The 17,150-nt window shown below is 65.3% G+C and carries 15 protein-coding genes; 5 read left to right on the top strand and 10 right to left on the bottom strand.

Annotated elements, in window-relative coordinates; translation table 11 throughout:
• Nucleotides 1-66: 66 nt before the first annotated feature.
• Entirely contained in the window at nt 67-1,299 is a 1,233-nt protein-coding gene (locus ACZY08_RS13535; RefSeq protein ID WP_463744367.1) for an amidohydrolase family protein, read from the top strand.
• A gap of 130 nt (nt 1,300-1,429) precedes the next feature.
• Here ACZY08_RS13535 and ACZY08_RS13530 read toward each other — a convergent pair whose 3' ends face one another.
• Nucleotides 1,430-2,029 carry a TetR/AcrR family transcriptional regulator gene (locus ACZY08_RS13530; protein WP_463744368.1) on the bottom strand — a complete coding sequence of 200 codons (600 nt, stop codon included), beginning with the start codon at nt 2,027-2,029 and terminating at the stop codon, nt 1,430-1,432.
• Nucleotides 2,030-2,132: 103 nt separating this feature from the next.
• Here ACZY08_RS13530 and ACZY08_RS13525 point away from each other — a divergent pair, with 103 nt between their 5' ends.
• Nucleotides 2,133-4,433 carry an MMPL family transporter gene (locus ACZY08_RS13525; protein ID WP_463744369.1) on the top strand — a complete coding sequence of 767 codons (2,301 nt, stop codon included), beginning with the start codon at nt 2,133-2,135 and terminating at the stop codon, nt 4,431-4,433.
• 82 nt (nt 4,434-4,515) lie between these two features.
• On the opposite strand, the gene ACZY08_RS13520 is transcribed toward ACZY08_RS13525, so the two are convergent.
• The 9 genes from ACZY08_RS13520 to ACZY08_RS13480 form a co-directional block, all read right to left on the bottom strand.
• Entirely contained in the window at nt 4,516-5,712 is a 1,197-nt protein-coding gene (locus ACZY08_RS13520) for an acyl-CoA dehydrogenase family protein (RefSeq protein WP_463744370.1), read from the bottom strand.
• 10 nt (nt 5,713-5,722) lie between these two features.
• Nucleotides 5,723-6,778, bottom strand: a complete 1,056-nt coding sequence (locus tag ACZY08_RS13515) for an acyl-CoA dehydrogenase family protein (protein WP_463744371.1) — start codon at nt 6,776-6,778, stop codon at nt 5,723-5,725.
• Nucleotides 6,778-7,629 (bottom strand): amidohydrolase family protein, encoded by an 852-nt coding sequence (locus tag ACZY08_RS13510; protein ID WP_463744372.1) that lies wholly within the window; start codon nt 7,627-7,629, stop codon nt 6,778-6,780. The genes ACZY08_RS13515 and ACZY08_RS13510 overlap by 1 nt, the downstream gene beginning before the upstream one ends.
• Entirely contained in the window at nt 7,629-9,245 is a 1,617-nt protein-coding gene (locus tag ACZY08_RS13505) for an acyl-CoA synthetase (RefSeq protein WP_463744373.1), read from the bottom strand. The genes ACZY08_RS13510 and ACZY08_RS13505 overlap by 1 nt, the downstream gene beginning before the upstream one ends.
• 8 nt (nt 9,246-9,253) lie before the next feature.
• On the bottom strand, nt 9,254-10,501 hold the full coding sequence (locus ACZY08_RS13500) for an amidohydrolase family protein (RefSeq protein WP_463744374.1): 1,248 nt from the start codon (nt 10,499-10,501) through the stop codon (nt 9,254-9,256).
• A 4-nt stretch (nt 10,502-10,505) separates the two neighbouring features.
• Nucleotides 10,506-11,327, bottom strand: coding sequence for an enoyl-CoA hydratase (locus ACZY08_RS13495; RefSeq protein WP_463744375.1), 822 nt, complete (start codon nt 11,325-11,327; stop codon nt 10,506-10,508).
• Between the two features lie 111 nt (nt 11,328-11,438).
• A complete protein-coding gene (locus ACZY08_RS13490; RefSeq protein WP_463744376.1) occupies nt 11,439-12,446 on the bottom strand; it encodes a dihydrodipicolinate synthase family protein in 1,008 nt (335 codons plus the stop codon).
• A gap of 8 nt (nt 12,447-12,454) precedes the next feature.
• A complete protein-coding gene (locus tag ACZY08_RS13485) occupies nt 12,455-13,249 on the bottom strand; it encodes an SDR family NAD(P)-dependent oxidoreductase (protein WP_463744377.1) in 795 nt (264 codons plus the stop codon).
• A 43-nt stretch (nt 13,250-13,292) separates the two neighbouring features.
• Nucleotides 13,293-14,054 carry a crotonase/enoyl-CoA hydratase family protein gene (locus ACZY08_RS13480; RefSeq protein ID WP_463744378.1) on the bottom strand — a complete coding sequence of 254 codons (762 nt, stop codon included), beginning with the start codon at nt 14,052-14,054 and terminating at the stop codon, nt 13,293-13,295.
• 259 nt (nt 14,055-14,313) lie between these two features.
• Between ACZY08_RS13480 and ACZY08_RS13475 the strand changes: the two genes are divergently transcribed.
• The 3 genes from ACZY08_RS13475 (at nt 14,314) to ACZY08_RS13465 (ending at nt 17,110) form a co-directional block, all read left to right on the top strand.
• Nucleotides 14,314-15,054, top strand: coding sequence for a TetR/AcrR family transcriptional regulator (locus ACZY08_RS13475; RefSeq protein ID WP_463744379.1), 741 nt, complete (start codon nt 14,314-14,316; stop codon nt 15,052-15,054).
• Nucleotides 15,055-15,260: 206 nt separating this feature from the next.
• Complete coding sequence (locus ACZY08_RS13470; RefSeq protein ID WP_463744380.1) at nt 15,261-16,253, top strand: alpha/beta hydrolase; 993 nt, start codon at nt 15,261-15,263, stop codon at nt 16,251-16,253.
• Nucleotides 16,253-17,110: an SDR family NAD(P)-dependent oxidoreductase gene (locus ACZY08_RS13465; protein WP_463744381.1), complete on the top strand. Its 858-nt coding sequence runs from the start codon at nt 16,253-16,255 to the stop codon at nt 17,108-17,110. The genes ACZY08_RS13470 and ACZY08_RS13465 overlap by 1 nt, the downstream gene beginning before the upstream one ends.
• Nucleotides 17,111-17,150 lie beyond the last annotated feature (40 nt).

Genomic DNA, 17,150 nt, shown 5'->3' with positions numbered 1-17,150 from the left:
TATGTACCCGACACGCCGAGAATTCCGGGACATTTGCGTCTGCTCGCCGGATAGGGAGACCACCAAATGACTGAACAGTTCAGGGACGCACCGGTTTTCGATGCCGACCAGCACATGTACGAGACCGGCGATGCGCTGACGAAGTTCCTGCCCGAGCAGTACAGCCGCGCCGTGCAGTATGCCCAGTTCGGCCGTCAGACCCGCATCGTGATCAATAACCGGGTCACCGACTTCATCCCCAACCCGACCTTCGAACGCGTCGCCGCCCCGGGCGCGCACGAAAAGTTCTTCGCCGGGGAGAACACCGAGGGTCAGACTCTGCGGGAAATGCAGGGCAAGGCCATCGAGGCCCCTGCGTCCACGCGTAACCCCGAGGACCGCGTCAAAGAGCTCGACCGCCAAGGCGTCGTCGAGGCGCTGAACTATCCCACCCTGGGCAGCCTGGTCGAACACTCCAGTGCCGATGATCCGCAACTGACCCTGGCGATCGTCCACGCCCTCAACGAGTGGATCCTCGAACACTGGACGTTCGACTACGACAACCGGGTGTTCTCCACACCCATCATCAACCTCTCCGAAGTCGATGCGGCACAGCGCGAATTGGAATGGATCCTCGAGCACGGCGGCAGGGTGGCGTTGATAAAACCCGGTCCCGTCAACGGTCTGCACGGCTGGCGCTCCCCCGCCCTGCCAGAGTTCGACCCGTTCTGGCGTGACGTCGAGGCCGCCGGGTTGCCGATCGTGCTGCACGCCAGCTACCCGCCGCTCGATGACTACGTCAACAAGTGGGAACCGCCCTACACCCAGAACTTCATGGCGCAGAGCGCATTCCGCTGGATGGTCCTGGGGCATCGCGAGATCGCGGACATGCTCACCGCCCTGATCTGCCACGGCACCCTGACCCGGTTCCCGAAGCTGCGCATCGCCAGCGTCGAGAACGGCAGCAGCTGGATCTTCCCGCTGTTCCACGATTTCGCCGACCTGTACAAGAAGATGCCGCAGAACTTCCCCGAACATCCGCATGATGTGTTCCGCCGCAACATCTGGGTCAGCCCGTTCTGGGAAGGCTGCGTATCCGATGTGGTGGAAACGGTCGGCTGGGACAAGGTGCTGTTCGGATCGGACTACCCGCACCCCGAGGGGCTGGCCGAGCCGAAGGGTTTCTGGAAGTACGCCGAGGGCATGGACATCCGCCGCACCTATGACTTCATGGGCGACAACGCGCGACGGTTCATGGGCCTGCCGATCGCCAACCCCGATCCGGGCGCGGTGAAACCGCCGGCAATGACCAGTGTCTAGTTGAGTTTGCCGGGAGATTGCCTCGGCAAGGATGCGCGCCACTGGCTTCACCAGGACGGCGATCTGCAGATCGCGCCGTCAGCTCCCCCGCCCGTACTGGGTCCCGTGCAACCCGCCCGGCGCCGACCGGCTAGACACCCTCGTGTGTCCACGGCGGGAGTGGCTGGGCGTCAGCGGGATTGAGGGCGTCGAGCATCAAGCTCAGGTACCGACGGCGCAATTGCGGCGGTTGGTCGAGCGCAACGGATGCAGCGGTCACCATCGCAACGAACGTCGGCACATCGTCAACAGTGAGGTCGGCGCGCAGATCCCCGGCAGCTTTCCCCTGTGCCACCACGGCCTCAAGCAGTTCGCGCTTGCGGCTGAACAGCCGGGAGGTCAGCTCGGTGAGGTGATCCAGTGAAGGCACCAGCGGGCGCTGCGCGTACATGAGCTCGGCCAGCCGCTCGATCACGTCGATGAATTCCTCACGCGGAGCGTCGCTGTCGATCAGCGCCAGGATCACCGGTTCCACCTCGGTGGCGAACGCGTCCTCGTACACCGCCGCCGCCAGCGCTTGCCGGTTCGGGAAATGGCGGTACAAGGTCGCATTGCCGACGCCCGCACGTGCCGCTACCTGAGTCAACGTCGCAGCGGCACCATCGGCCGCAAAGATCTCGCGGGCGGCCGCGACGATGCGGCTCTCGTTGGCATATGCGTCAGAACGACGGCGGTCGGCTCGAGCAGGCATATCCGTTCCTGGGAAGCGTGGCGCAGGTCATGTTCGTGCACCAAGAATGGGGTTCGCTACAAACGATAGCCTACTCCCATATTGAGAGCCTACTCTCACTTATATGTCCACCTATCTGTATCGATTGGGCCGCTTCGCCTTCGGTCGACCTTGGCTCGTGATCGGCGGCTGGCTGGCGCTCGTCGCTGTCATGGCCGGACTGCTCGTGGCGAACCCACCGAAGATCTCCAACGAAATGCGCATCAACGGCACACCCGCGCAACAGGTCATTGATGAACTGGCGCAGCGCATGCCCGAATCCTCGGGTGGGCAGGGCTTGATCGCCTTTGCCGCCCCAGAAGGACAGCGCATGGACGACGGCGACAACCGCGCTGCAATGCTGCGTGCCGTGGACTCGGTGTCGCGCTCCGAGCATGTGCTCGACCCCGGCGCACTGGCGCAGGCCGAGCTGGCGAAGGGCCCGGCGAGTCCCACCCTGGCCGCGTCGGCGGCCATCGCGAAAACCCAACTGGCGGCGCCCGCGGCTGACGACGCGCCGCACCCGCTGGTGATGAACGGGCAACCCGTCCCGGGCGTGGTGGTTTCCGCGGATGGCGCGGCCGCGCTGTATCAGTTCCAGTTCGACAAGCAGACTGCCGAACTTCCGTCGGGCACCGTCGAAGCTGCGGTGGATGCCGCGCGCGACGCGGTCTCCGCTACCGGGATCAACGTGCTGCCGTCGGCGAGCATGGTCGAGATGCCCGAAATCGTCGGCGTGGGCGAAGTCGTCGGCCTGGCGATCGCCGCCCTGGTTCTGGTCGTCACCCTCGGCTCACTGGTATCCGCCGGTCTGCCCCTGGCCACCGCATTGAGTTCGGTGGCAGTCGGTGTCGGCGGAACATTCCTGTTCTCCCACCTGGTCAACATGCAGTCGATGACCGCCGTGCTGGCGTTGATGCTGGGCCTCGCGGTCGGTATCGACTATGCGATGTTCATCGTGAACCGCCAGCGCCGGCTGATCATCGACAAGGGGCTCAGCGCCGCCGAGGCAGCCGGGCGGGCGCTCGGAACAGCCGGTAGTGCAGTGGTTTTCGCCGGCACCACCGTGGTGATCGCGCTGGTTGCCCTGACCGTGGTCGGCATCTCACTGCTGACGCCGATGGCGCTGGCCGCCGCAGCCACCGTCGTCGTCGCGGTCATCGCCGCACTCACCCTGCTGCCGGCACTGCTCGGCTTGGTCGGCGAGCGGGTCTGCTCCGACAAAGCGCGGCGCACGCAGTCCGCCGAACACGGTGCGAACCACCGTTTCGCGACCGCATGGGTCGGCGCGGTGTTGCGCCACCGGGTTCCGGTCGCCATCGGCGGCGTGGTGATCGCCGCACTGCTCGCGCTGCCGGCACTCAGCATGTCGATGGGGCTGCCCGCCGGTGCCAGCTACAACCAGGGCACGCCGCAGCGCGAGAGCTACGACCTGGTCTCCAGCCACTACGGCGAGGGCTACAACGGGCCGCTCGTGGTCGTCGCCGAGCCGGCGGCGGGCAACGCCAAGCTCACTACATCCGACCTGGTCGACACCAACAACGATCTGCGACGGGTGGCCGGCGTCGATTCGGTGAGTCTGCAAAAGGTCAGTGACAATGAGGAATTCGCCCTGTTCTCGGTGGTGCCGAGCACCGGACCCACCGACGATGCGACCGCCCAACTGGTTCGCGACATCCGGGCGCACGCCGGCCCACTGAGCGAGTTGCGCAACGTCGACCTCGGTGTCACCGGTATCACCGCGATGGGCGTTGACACGACGGATCGCCTCGCGGATGCGGTGCCGCTCTACATCGGTGTAGTCGTCGGCCTGTCGCTGTTGGTGCTGCTGCTGGTGTTCCGGTCGATCGCCGTGCCCGTCAAGGCCACCGTCGGATTCCTGCTCAGTGTCCTGGCCACGTTCGGCGCCACCACCGCCCTGTTCCAATGGGGTTGGTTCCAACAGTTGTTCGGCTTGAGCGCGACCGGACCGATCCTGAGCCTGCTGCCGATCATCGTGATCGGTGTTCTCTACGGGCTCGCAATGGACTATCAGGTGTTCCTGGTGTCGTCGATGAAGGAAGCGCATGTGCACGGCCACCGGGGCGACGACGCGGTCGCCCACGGCTTCACCCAGGCCAGCCGGGTCGTGGTGGCAGCTGCGGTGATCATGATGTCGGTGTTCGCGGGATTCGTGTTCAACGGCGATCCGATGATCAAGCAGATCGGATTCGCGCTGGCATTCGGTGTCCTGATCGATGCCTTCGTGGTTCGGATGGCCATCGTCCCTGCCGTGATGTCGATGCTCGGCGAGAAGGCCTGGTGGCTGCCGAAGCGGCTGGAGCGGGTTCTGCCCAACCTCGACATCGAGGGCGATCAGCTCAACAAGCAGCTGGCCGAAGTCTGACCATCCATCCCGCCGAAACGCCATTCCAGCAGGCCGCTACTCGCACTTTCCCTGCCGGAATGCCGTTTCGGCGGTTGTTACCTCAGGAGGCCTTCGCCTTGGGCGCTGAATAGTTTGGCTTGCCGAGGCCGAGCACGTGCTGGGCGATCATGTTGCGGAACACCTCGAGCGTGCCGCCGTAGATACCGACCAACGGCGCGAAGCGGTACACATATTCACTGCGGTCATCGGCTCCCCCGTCGGCCCCGATCGGCAGTGCTGCCACTGATCCGGCGATATCCATCAGATCCGGGGCGATGTCACGCATGGTCTGTGCCAGAGCGACCCGGCCGAAGATGCTCGGTGAGGACAGCGATGCCTCCATGCGGGCCACGCTGCGCCCCAACCGATAGGCGACCGATCCGTCGTCGACGGCGGCACGGCCACTGGCATCGGGAGTGCCCACCAGCGCAGCCACATTGTCTGCCGCCTCGGCCATGAACCCGGCCTGATGCATCATGATCGCGACATCGGCCAGACCGTCGTCGGCCGCCGCGACCGCCCCGTGCTCGGCGTCGAGGGGTTCCCGCACCACCGTCCAGCCGCCGTTCACGTCGCCGAGCCGGTACTTGTCGTCGACTCGCACGTCCGAGTAGTAGACGATGTTGGTCCGGTCACCGTCGACGGTGCGGATGCCCTGGATCTCGATGCCGTCAGAGTCCAGCGGAACCAGGAGCATGGTGAGACTCTTGTGTTTCGGTGCATCCGGATCGGTGTTGGTGATCAGGAAGACGTACTTGCAGTTGTGCGCACCGGTGGTGAACATCTTGGACCCGTTGATAATCCAGCTCGATCCATCCGCATCCCGTACCGCCCGGGTCTTACAGGTCGCCACATCGGAGCCCCCCTCCGGTTCGGTGTAGCCGAGGCACAACCGCACGGTGCCGTCGAACACGCCGCCCAGGACGTCGTCACGGATCTCCGGGGAGGCGAACTTCGCAACGGAGCGGGCAACCATCGAGGTGGTCCCCCACGTCACCCACGGCACCTCCGCACGCCGCTTCTCCAGCTCCCAGATGCGCCTGCGCACCCGGGAGAAGCCGCCATCGGCCTCCGCCTTCCATTCCTTCTCGAGGTAGCCGGCGGCGCCGAGGGCCAGATGAACGCCCTCGTCGAAGTTGTCGCCGGTCTCACGATCCCGCCGGATGACGTCCTCGGTCACGACACGTGACAGGAACTCGCGCACCTCGCTGCGGAATGCCTCGTCCTCGGCAGACAGTTCGACTGTCGAAAAATCCACGCTTGTTCCCCTAAACCTTTGTGACTTCCCGGCTCTCACGAGCCGCGACGATGTGAGCGATGTGCACTGCGGTGGCACCCGGGTCACCACCGGCGAGCGCCCAGCCACGCGCCCGCACCAGGTACGCGGTGGCTGCCGCCTCCGCGGACACCCCCAGCCCGCCCTGAACGTGTACCGCCATGGTGGCGGCCTTGGCGGCCTCCTCGGCCATGAAGACGAACGCCGAAGGCGCGAGTTCGGCGCGCTCCTCCGGCTCGTTGTCGAGGAACCACGCCGCCCGCCGAGCCAGGCCCCGCCCGCTCTGGACCGTGATCGCGATGTTGGCCAACGGATGTGAAATACCTTGCAACGTGCCGATCGGCACACCGAGGGTGTACCGGGATTTGGCGAACTCGGCGGCGATCGTCATGGTCTCCTCGACCAGACCTACCAGCGCCGCCGCGGTCAGCAGACGCCATTCGTCCAAGGCCCGTTGATATTCCGCCACGGCGTCGGTCCCGCCGGCCAGCACCACCCGGGTGTCTGCGGCGGCCGGGTCCACCCACGCCATCGGTAGCTTGCCGATGTTGTCGACGCGAGCCGGGCGCGTGGAGAATTCCAGCTTCACGACATCCCGTCCATCGCGGACGATGATGTGGTCGGCGATCGACCCGATCGGGATGAGGCGGGCACCGGTCGGGGCCACCTGCGCAGGATCGAGTCCGACGATCTGGGTGCCGTTGAGGATGTCCTCAGACTCGAGAGCACCGAGACGCGCGAGTAACCGCGCCGCCACCACATGGTCGATCCACGGCACGGGTGCCAGTGAGCGCCCGAGCTCCTCGGCCACCAGGGTCAGGTCGACCAGGGTGGCGCCGTCACCGCCGACGGACTCCGGGAGTGCCATCGTCGTGGCACCCATGGCGCACAACCTCTCCCACAGGCTCTTGTCGAAGCCTGAGGGCTCGGCCGCGCGCACGGTCTCGATGTCGGAGTGCGTCTTGAAGAACTGGCGGTACGCGGTCTGCAGGTCGACGTGGTCCTCGGTGAGGCTGTAGTCCAGCCTGCGGAGTTCGTAGCGGTCCATCATTTTCCCTTTTCGTCCGAGCCCTCGCCGAAGAAGAACTCCGCGGCATTGTTGTAGAGGTAGTTGTCCAGCACGTCAGCGGGAAGATCGAGCGCCAGCGCCTCCGGCACCACCCGCTGCATGCGCAGCACCGGGAAGTCCGACGCGAAGATGACCTTGCCCTCCCCTCGGGTTCGCATGAAGTGCAAGAGGCTGTCCGGCAATCGTTTCGGCGACCACGCCGACGTCATCAGCCGCAGGTTCTGGTATTTGATCAGCATCCGGATCGCGATGTCCCACCACGGATCTGCGCCGTGGATCATGCACAGCTTCAACTCCGGGAACCGAACACACACCCGGTCGAGGTGGATGGGGTTCTGTACCTCACCCGGAATCGGCGGGCCGGGAATGCCGGTGTTGACGCACAGCGGCAGTTCCAGCTCGGCGCACTTGGTGTAGAGCGGGTAGTACACCGCGTCGCTCGGCGGGTACTGTCCGTCTCCCCAGAAGCTGGGCCCGACAACGGTATAGGCGACCGGCAGGTCGGCCACGACGGCTGCGAGTTCACGCAACGACGGGATGGGACGCAACAGGTTGACGCCGCCCATCGCCAGCGCGAAGCGGTCGGGATGCGCCTCGACGAACTTCCGGGCCGTTACCGACGGCTTGACCAGGGAATCCATCAAGATGGCCTTCTGCACACCGTGGGTGTCCATCTCGTCGAGCATCTCCGACAGGTCGATGGGGTCATACATCGACCTCGGGCCCTTGAAGTAGTCGTCGCGCACCTTCTTCATGAAGGTCGGCTGGTTCTCGGTCTCGCCGAAGTGCACATTGGCCAGACAGTCAATCACTCGATTCTCGCTGCGCATCACGCCCTCGTCTCCGCTTGTTCCGAGGCCAGGCCCTTGGCCCAGCGATAGTCGGCCTTGCCGTTGCCGAGCCGGCGAATCTCTTCGACGAACAGCACATCCTTGGGCAGTTTGAACCGGGCCAACCGGGTGGCACAGTGCTCCCGAAGCGCGGCTGCGTCGACCGCGTCGCGGATCGACACCAGCGCAACAACTTCTTCCCCCCATCGCTCACTCGGCCGCCCCACAGCCAGCGCATCGACCACGCGAGGATGTGCACGCAGGACGTCTTCGATCTCCTCGACGAACACCTTCTCGCCACCGGTGTTGACCACCAACGAGTCCCGACCCAACAGGCGAAGGGTCCCGTCGGCGTCGAGCGACGCGCGGTCGCCCGAGACCACCACGCGCTCGCCGGCAACCTCGGGGAAGGTCTTCACCGTCGCCGCCTCGTCGTTGAAATAGCCGAGTGGGATCCGGCCATTGCGTGCCACCCAGCCCACCTCGGTGTCGCCGGGATCCAGGAACCGGGAGTAGTCGTCGGCGAGGACCAGCCCACCGGCCCGCAGCTGGAAGGTTTCGGCGGTCGGGGTTTCGCGTTGGGTATGGCCGAACCCCATATTGCCGGTCTCCGACGAGCCGAACCCGTTGATGATGGTGATCTGCGGAATGTGTTCCAGCAGTGCACGTTGATGTTTCGGGTTGGTGGCCGCACCGCCCGTACCGATCGCGAACATCGACGACAGGTCATAGGACCGTCGGCCCAGCTCTTCGACGATCGGTGCGGCGTAGGCGTCACCGACCATCGTCATCAGCCCGATCTTCTCCCGTTGCGCCGTTTCGAGCACCGTGCGCGGGTCGAAGCGCGGCTTGGTGTCGTGCAGCACCACAGTCTGGCCGGACAGCAGCCCGGAGAACGCTGTCCACATTCCGGCGGCGTGCATCAGCGGCGAAACCGCGAACCACGGCGGACCGGCATTGGCCACCTTGTCGCGAATCTCACTCGCCTGTTCGTGGTCCGCGCCGTTCATCGACGACACGTAGATGTCGCCCTGACGCCACATCACACCCTTGGGCCGACCGGTCGTCCCCCCGGTGCACACCATGAGCAGATCATCGGGCGACGGAAGGACGCTGTGATCGATATCCCCCTGGGCCAGAACATCTTCCAGTGTCACGGCATCCGGCAGTTCGGCGCCGCTGCCGTCATCGACGGAGATCAACAACTCGGCTGCGCCTCCTCCGAGCACGTCGCTGAACTTCGCGCCCAGGGAGCGGTGGTAGATCACCGCGCGGGGCTTCAGGTAGGCCAGCAGATCGGCCACCTCGCCCGGCGAGTAGTAATAGTTCACGTTCACCGGGACCGTGCGCGCCTTGAGGCAGCCGATCACCGTCTCGGGGTACAGGTCGTTGTGCATGACGAGCGCGACGACGTCCTGACCGCACTCCCAACGGTTCAGATCCGGACGTTCCCGGTACGCACCCAGCCCGCGCGAGGCCAGAAAGTTGGCCAGCCGGCGGGTCAGGTCAGCCGCTTGCGCGAAAGTGGTGCGGCGGGTGCCGCACACCGTCATCTCCCGGTCGGGTACCGCCTCGGCAATCGCGTCGACGACGGCGCCGATGGTCCATTCAGCCATGTCGGTGGCTACACCGACACCAGGCCTGCGACACCGGACGCAGTGCGGGTCGGGTCGCCGAGGAGTTCGAGAGCGTTGTCGCGCATGACCTTCCGGGTGTCTTCCAGGCTGAACTCCGGGAACTGCGGAATGTCCGCGGTGAACGTCGTCGGATCGGCCAGACCCTCCCCGTGCGGCCAGTCCGAGCCGAACAGGATCTTGTCGACACCGATGGTGTCCGCGAGCAGCTTCACGTCGTCCTCGTAGTACGGCGCGATCCAGACGTTGGTGCGCAGCTGCTCGACCGGATCCTCCTTGAAGTGATACGGCGCATTGTTGGCCGCCTTCTTGAGGCGCTTGATCAGCCGGTAGACGAAGTAGGACCCGTTCTCGATGCTGACCACCCTGAGCAACGGGTGCCGGGTGAAGACCTGATGCACGATCATCGACGCCATCGTGTCGTGAATCGCGCGGTCGTCCATGATCACCATGTCCAACGGATCGCGCTTGCCGAATCCCTTGAATACACCGCTGCCGCCCCACAATGCCGGGACCGCCATGTACCCGGAGTCCGACAGATGGAAGACCACGGCGACACCTGCCTCGGCCAGCCGGGCCCACACCGGATCGTGGAGTGGGTCGCCCAGGGACCGCGGCCTGACCTGGCCCGGCACCGGGGCCGGCCGCACGCACACCAGCTTGGCGCCACGGCCGATCACGAACTCGACCTCCTCGACCGCCTTCACCGGGTCGGCCAGCGAGATGATCGGTGCGGACACGAAACGCCCGTCAGGTCGGTCGAAGCCCCAGTCCTCGTCCAACCACAGGTTGAAGGCGTGCACCGAGGCCATGGTGGCTTCGATGTCGTGCTTGAGCCCCTCCTCCACGCCACACGCGAAAGTCGGCAGCATGAAAACGGTTTCGAGGCGTTGGCGGTCGAGCACCTTGAGCCGGGCGTCGCGATCCTGATACTCGGGGTGATCGGACAGGCGGTCGACCTTCATCAGGGAGGCGGGGTCGACGCCCTCGGGGATCTCTCCCCGGAACAGCAGATCCAGGCAGCCGGGCTCGATGATCGGGTCGAAGGTCGGGTTGGGGATGAAGTGGTTGACCGTTCCGCCCATCACGGCCAGAGTCCGCTTGCCGTCCTGCACCATCTGCACGCCGCGGCTCTTGAATTCCTTGGGCAGATGCCGGGTGAATGCGTCCACCGGTTCGTAGTAATGGTTGTCGACGTCGACTGCCAGGTAGGGCAAACGCTCTGGTGTGTCGGTCATGTCATCAACCTTCTTTCAGGGACGGGAAGTTCGGGGGCCGTTTCTCGAAGAACGCGGTGATGCCTTCGATCAGGTCGGGCCGCACCATGGATTCGTGCATCAGAGTCTCGGCGCGGGCACTGACGTCACGCACGTCGTCATGAGCATCGCCGTAGAGCTGATGTTTGATGACCGCCATCGAAGCGGGTGAGCAGTTGCGGGCCAGATCTTCGGCGTACTCCAGTGCTCGGGGCAACAGATCCTCAGGCGCCACAACCTCTTTCACCAACCCGAGCTGGGCAGCTTCTTCCGCCAGGAACGTCCGGCCACTCAACAGCAGGTCCGCCGAGGCACCCCAGCCGGCCAGCCTCGGCAGGATCCAGGTGATGCCGTACTCGCCGATCAGCCCTCGCCGCGGAAAAGCGGTGGCGAATTTCGCTCCGGCAGCGGCGAACCGGACGTCACACATCAACGCATGAGTGAGGCCGATGCCGACGCACGCGCCGTTGATGGCGGCGACGACCGGCGTCCGCAACTCGGTCAGGAAATACGGGTGACGTTCGCCGACGATCTTGCTGACATCCGTGTCCTCGTTGATGCTGGCACCCAGATCCTGCATGGCACCCATGTAGGCGCCGGCGCAGAACCCTCGTCCGCTACCGGTCAGGACAATCGCCCGGACCTCCGGATCGGCTTCGGCACGATCGAAACTCGCGTAGACGCCGGCGGAGATGTCCGCACCCCAGGAGTTCAGCCGATCGGGCCGGTTGAGGGTGATAACCGCGACGCCGCCATCGGTGACCTCGTAGAGGACTGCCTCGGTTCCCACACTGTCAGCGACCGTCATCCGCCGATACCTCCCGATGCCACACCAGCTGTTCAGACATACATACTGTATACCTATCGGTAGCGCATTCCGCAAGCCCGGCTTGTGCCCTACGACCTGCACAAAGACGGTTCAATCGCCGATCAAACCGAGCTTTCGGTAGGCGGTCTCGATCTGGGTCTTCGCCGCATCCGGCAGCATTGCCTGGGGCGGACGGGAATGCGGGTAGTCGCCGATGGGCAATCCCAGCACCGAGGCCGCGTATTTGAACGCGTCGGCCCAGTGGGTGAAATAGTCGGCGCGGCCCGGGTAACAGGTGAACGAGGACCCCATGTCCAGGCTGAACTGGTCCAACCCGGACTCCCGGCCGAAATCCATGGCCTCGATGAGTCTGTCGGCATACACGAGCTCCCAGTACTCGGTGAAGATGCGGCGTTGCGGAGTTTCGTAGAGGTATCCGGCCGTGCCCAACTGAGCCGGACAGACGATCCCGTCCCGCAGCCAGCCGGCCCGGTAGACCGTGGTGTCGCATTCCCACACCGCCAGATACGGCGCCAGGTCATGCAGTCGACGGCTCGCCGCGGGCCGGAACGCGCCCTCCTTGGTGGCGCACACGGCCGGGATCGCCTCGGCAATCCGGGCGCTTTCGTCGGGTGTCAGCACGTAGCCCGAGGATGGTGAATTGAACATGCCCAGTGCGATATCCGTGCGATCGGCGATGTACTGGAAGAACCGAAGAACGCCCTCTCCCCCGTGTGCCTCCATCATCGGCGTCTGGATGTAGACGATGTCGGCGCCCGACTGCTGCGCGTGCAGCGTGAGTTCCAGGCAGTCCTTGGCTGATGTCGCCGCGGTGCAGGCCTGAACCACGACATCCGGGTTGGCCTGGCGTCCCTCCTCGATCGCCACCTCGAGCAGTAGCTTGCGCTCGGCGAGGGTCAGCGCCCAGAACTCCGCCAAACCACTGGTACACCAAAGCATCTGGCGGCCGAGATCGCCGACGCAGTAGCGCACGAGGTATCGGTAAGCATCCCAGTCGATGTCGTCGCCGTCGATTCCACAGAACGGGGTGTAGAGCGAGTCACCGATTCCGCGCAGTGCACCGCGGGACCAGTCCCGCGCTTCGGCCGCCGTTGCCATACCGCCCCCTAGAGAAAGTCCGACCCGCCGTCTACGTTGACGTTGGCCCCGGTCATGTACGAGTTTCGCTTGGAGGCCAAAAAAGCTGCGACAGGTCCGATTTCGCTCGGCAGTCCGGCCCGCGGCAGATGGGCGGGATGCCCGAAATGCTCGTCGATGGCCGCCATCAACGCATACGGATCATTGCCGTCGACACCCACCGTGTCGGCCCAGCCTCGAAGCGCCTCCGACGAGATGCTGCCCGGGGATACCACATTCACCATGATCTCGTCCTTGGCCAACAACAGTGACAGATTCTTCGAAACGCTGTTCACCGCGGCCTTGGCGGCGGTGTAAGCCGGCAGCCGGGTGCTCTGCCGCTGGGTGGAGTGGGCCGAGAAGTTGACGATGCGCGCCCATTCGGCGTTACGCAGCAATGGCAGGGCGGCCCGCACGCAGCGCACCATGCCCATCACGCCGGCGTCGAACGTCTCCTGCCACTGCTCGTCGGTCAACTCTTCAAAATTGCCCGCCGCCCCGGGGCCGACCGTGTTGATCAGTGCGTTGAGCTCGCCCCAACGGTCGCCCACCTCGGCGAAGGCCCGCTCGACCTGGGTGCTGTCGGACGTGTCGGCGACGATCGCCACCGCCTCCGGCGATCCCAGGCGGGTCAGCTCCGTTGCGGCAGCGTCCAGTACATCCCGGGAACGCCCGACGATCGCGATCCGTGCTCCGTCCGCGGCCAAGCATTGGGCCGTCGCGAAGCCCATGCCGCGGCCACCGCCCACGACGACGGTGGCCGCATCTCTGAACCCGAGATCCATGGCGCAGACTATTCCCCGGTCGCTTCGCTCCTGCCCGCCGCGATCAGGAACCGGTCCAATTGGGTGCGCGCTTCTCGGCGAAGGCGATCGCCCCCTCCTTGGCGTCGTTCGAGGAGAACACCGGTCCGAGCAGTTCGCCCTGCTTCTTCCACATCTCGTCGGCCGACCACTCAGACGACGACGCGATGATCTCCTTGGTCACCGCCACCGCGAGCGGGCCGTTGGCAGTGATCCGATCGGCGAGTTCGAGCGCCCCGTCGAGAGCGGCACCGGGCTCGGTCAGCTTGTTGACGAAACCCCATGCGGCGGCTTCCTCGGCCGTGAAGCTGTCACCGGTGAGCGCAAGTTCCATCGCTTTCTGGTACGGGATGCGCTGGTGCAGTCGCAGCAGGCCACCGCCACCGGCCACCAGACCACGCTTCACCTCGGGGATGCCGAACTTGGCGACCTTGGAGGCCACCACGAGGTCCGTCGCGAGCACGAGCTCGGTACCACCGGCGAGTGCGAACCCTTCGACGGCGGAGATCAACGGCTTGCGCGGCGGGCGCTCGGTGAACCCCGCGCCCCGGCCCGGAACATAGGGCAGTTCCCCTGCAGCAAACGCCTTGAGGTCCATGCCCGCGCAGAAGTTTCCGCCCGCCCCGGTGAGCACCGCCACCGACAGCTCCGCTGTGTCGTCAAGTTCGTCCATGGCATCGGCGAGACCCTGAACCACCGCGAGGTTGAACGCATTGCGCGCCTCGGGCCGATTGATGGTGATGACCAGGGTGCGACCCCGTCGCTCCGTGAGAACTTCGTCCGACATCGTTGCCCCTTTTGCTCGCGGCCCAATTACCCGGAAAAGCCTACTATAGGGATTACAGTACAAAGCTGGAACCCCGTCCACCGCACCGGAGCGACGCCTCGGCGCCGACGGCGGACAGCAACAGAGAGGCTACCGGTAGGGTTGACGGCGACAAGACCCCGCGACACGCACGCATAGACGCAGTTCAGATGGCGGCCGGCGGTAAATTCACCTGCGATTGACCCGCGGCACAGGGACGGCTTGAGCAGAATCGATTTTGATGGAGGTGCCCGCAGTGGCAAAGCAACCGACCGCTGAGAAACGTCAACGGCGCGAACGCGGGTCCATCAATCCCGACGACATCATCAAGGGCGCATTCGAACTCGCCGAGCAAGTGTCGATCGACAATCTCAGCATGCCGCTACTGGGCAAACATCTTGGCGTCGGCGTCACGAGCATCTACTGGTACTTCCGCAAGAAGGACGACCTGCTCAACGCGATGACCGACCGTGCACTGCGCGAGTTCGTGGTCGCCACGCCCTATGTGGAGGCCAAAGATTGGCGTGAGTCACTGGCCAACCACGCCAGGACCATGCGAAAAGCCTTCATGGGTAACCCGATTCTGTGTGATCTCATTCTCATTCGCTCGGCACTGAGCGCGCGCGCCGCGCGCTTGGGCGTGCAGGAGATGGAGACCGCCATCTCCGGCCTGGTCGAGGCCGGGCTACCGGTCGAAGATGCCTTCGACACCTATTCGGCCGTCTCGGTGCACGTCCGCGGCTCGGTCGTGTTGCACCGCCTCTACGAGAAGAACCGGGCCAACGACAACGCACCCGGCGATTACGAGGAGACCATGGTCATCGATCCGGAAGTCACCCCGCTGCTGGCAAAAGTCACCAACGAGGGGCACCGCATCGGCGCGGCCGACGAAAAGAACTTCGAGTACGGCCTGGAGTGCATCCTCGACCACGCGGCCGCCCGGATCGCACACCCTCCGGCGACCAAGACGAAGCGCAAATAGGCGCAATCCTTCACCTGACCCGAAGCCCCTCTCGGCGGCTTCGGCCACTTCTGCGAAAGCGTACCGACCCGGATTCCCGTTCGCGGCCGGGCGATTTCGCGTACCCACCACTTCCCCGGTGAGCCGCACCCAGCTCGCCTGAATCCACCACGTCATTGCCGATTGTTACATTGACAAATGTAACAGTCTGTGGTGACGTAAACGCCGTGACCGCAGCTGCCCCACCCGACCTTCCGGCTCTGCCCAGCGGGCGTTCTCCGCGCGCCGTCATCGCGGCCGGCGCCACCCGGTGGACGCTGGGCTGTCTGACCGGCACCATCCCGATGAATCGACCCGGGGTGTGGTTTTCCCGCCGACTGGTCGCCACGATCATGGGGGCGTTGGGATCAATGCCCGCCGGCACCAGGATCGTCCCGGTCCGCCGGGCCGGAGTCCGTGGCGAATGGGTGCTCGGGCCGGGGGCGGAGTTCGGCACGCGGGCGGGCTATTACGTCCATGGCAGCGCCTACGTGATCTGTTCGGCACGGACGCACCGCAAGCTGGTGGCGCAGTTGTCCGAAGCCACCGGCATGCCGTTCTTCTCGGTCGACTACCGCTTGGCGCCCGAGCACCGATTCCCAGCCGCCGCTGACGACGTCGAGGCGGGCTATCGCTGGTTACTCGCTCAGGGATATGCGGCATCCGACATCGCGATCGGCGCGGATTCCGCAGGCGGCCACCTGACCTGTGACATGTTGCTCGCCAACATCGACGAGCCGGATTTCCAGCCCGCTGCGGTGGTGCTCTTCTCGCCGCTCATCGATCTCACGCTGAGCCTTGCCCAGCAGCAAGAGGCGGTCCGCCGTGATCCGGCGATGTCGGCGGACGCAGCGCGTCGATTGGTCGGGCTTTACACCACGGCACAGGACCCGGACCAGCCGCGATTGCGCCTCGATTTCGAGAAGGCGGATCGCCTGCCGCCCATGCTGGTTCAGGTGGGCGAGTTCGAGATGCTCAGTGCGGACGCCCGCTACCTGGACGCGGAGGTCAGCCGGGCCGGAGGGACGACCACTCTCGAAATCTGGCCCGCCATGGTGCATGTTTTCCAGGCCCTGCCGCGACTGACTCCCGAAGCGACGATGGCGCTGCGGCGGGCAGCGGGGTTCATCTCCTCCGCTCTGGCCGACGACCGATCCGATACTCAAGTGGAGGTGGGCTGATGTTCGGAATCGACATGCTGCTCAATGCTTTTCGTGGTGACCGGCGCTGCACCGACGCGAAGGCGGTGGTGACCGGTGCCGGGAGCGGCATCGGGCGGTCGTTCGCCCTTGAGCTCGCCCGCAGGGGTGGTGAGGTCATCTGTGCCGATATCGACGCGGACCGGGCCGACGAGACAGTCGAGCTGATCGAGAAACTGCCCACCGGGACGGGCCACGCCGTGGTCTGCGACGTGTCCGATCGCAGCGCGGTCGAGCAACTGGCCAAGCAGGCCACCGACACCTTCGGCGGACCACCGACGCTGGTGATCAACAACGCCGGCGTAGGCGTCGGCGGCAAACCCGTCGGCGCCATCGGATTCGACGACTGGGACTGGGCGCTCGGAATCAACCTGTGGGGTGTCGTGTACGGGTGTGAGGTCTTCACACCGATCCTGCGCGAGGCCGGCCGGGGCGGGATAATCAACGTGGCGTCCGCCGCGGGATTCGCAGCCGCACCGTCGATGGCCCCCTACAACGTCTCCAAAGCCGGCGTGATGTCGCTGTCAGAGACGCTCGCCGCTGAGCTCGCCGGTGCCGGCGTCGCGGTGACGGTGCTGTGTCCCACCTTCGTGAAAACCAACGTGTTTCAGGACGGGCGGATCACCCCCGGCTCGATGAACCTCAGCCAGCAGCTGGCCCGATGGACCGGGCTGTCCCCCGACAACGTCGCGGCACGCACCTTGGACGCGCACGACAGCGGCCGGCTGTACGTGGTGCCCCAGATCGACGCCACCGTCATCTGGCATCTGAAGCGGCACTTCCCCGGTCTGTATGTCCGGGGCGCCGGACTGCTCGGCCGAGTTCTTCCCAAAGACTGAAGCCTTCCCGACAACTGCACCTCCGCCTACCCGAAAGGAT

The sequence above is a fragment of the Mycobacterium sp. IDUB_9 genome (assembly GCF_055419505.1).
This window is presented reverse-complemented; position numbering and strand designations above follow the sequence as displayed.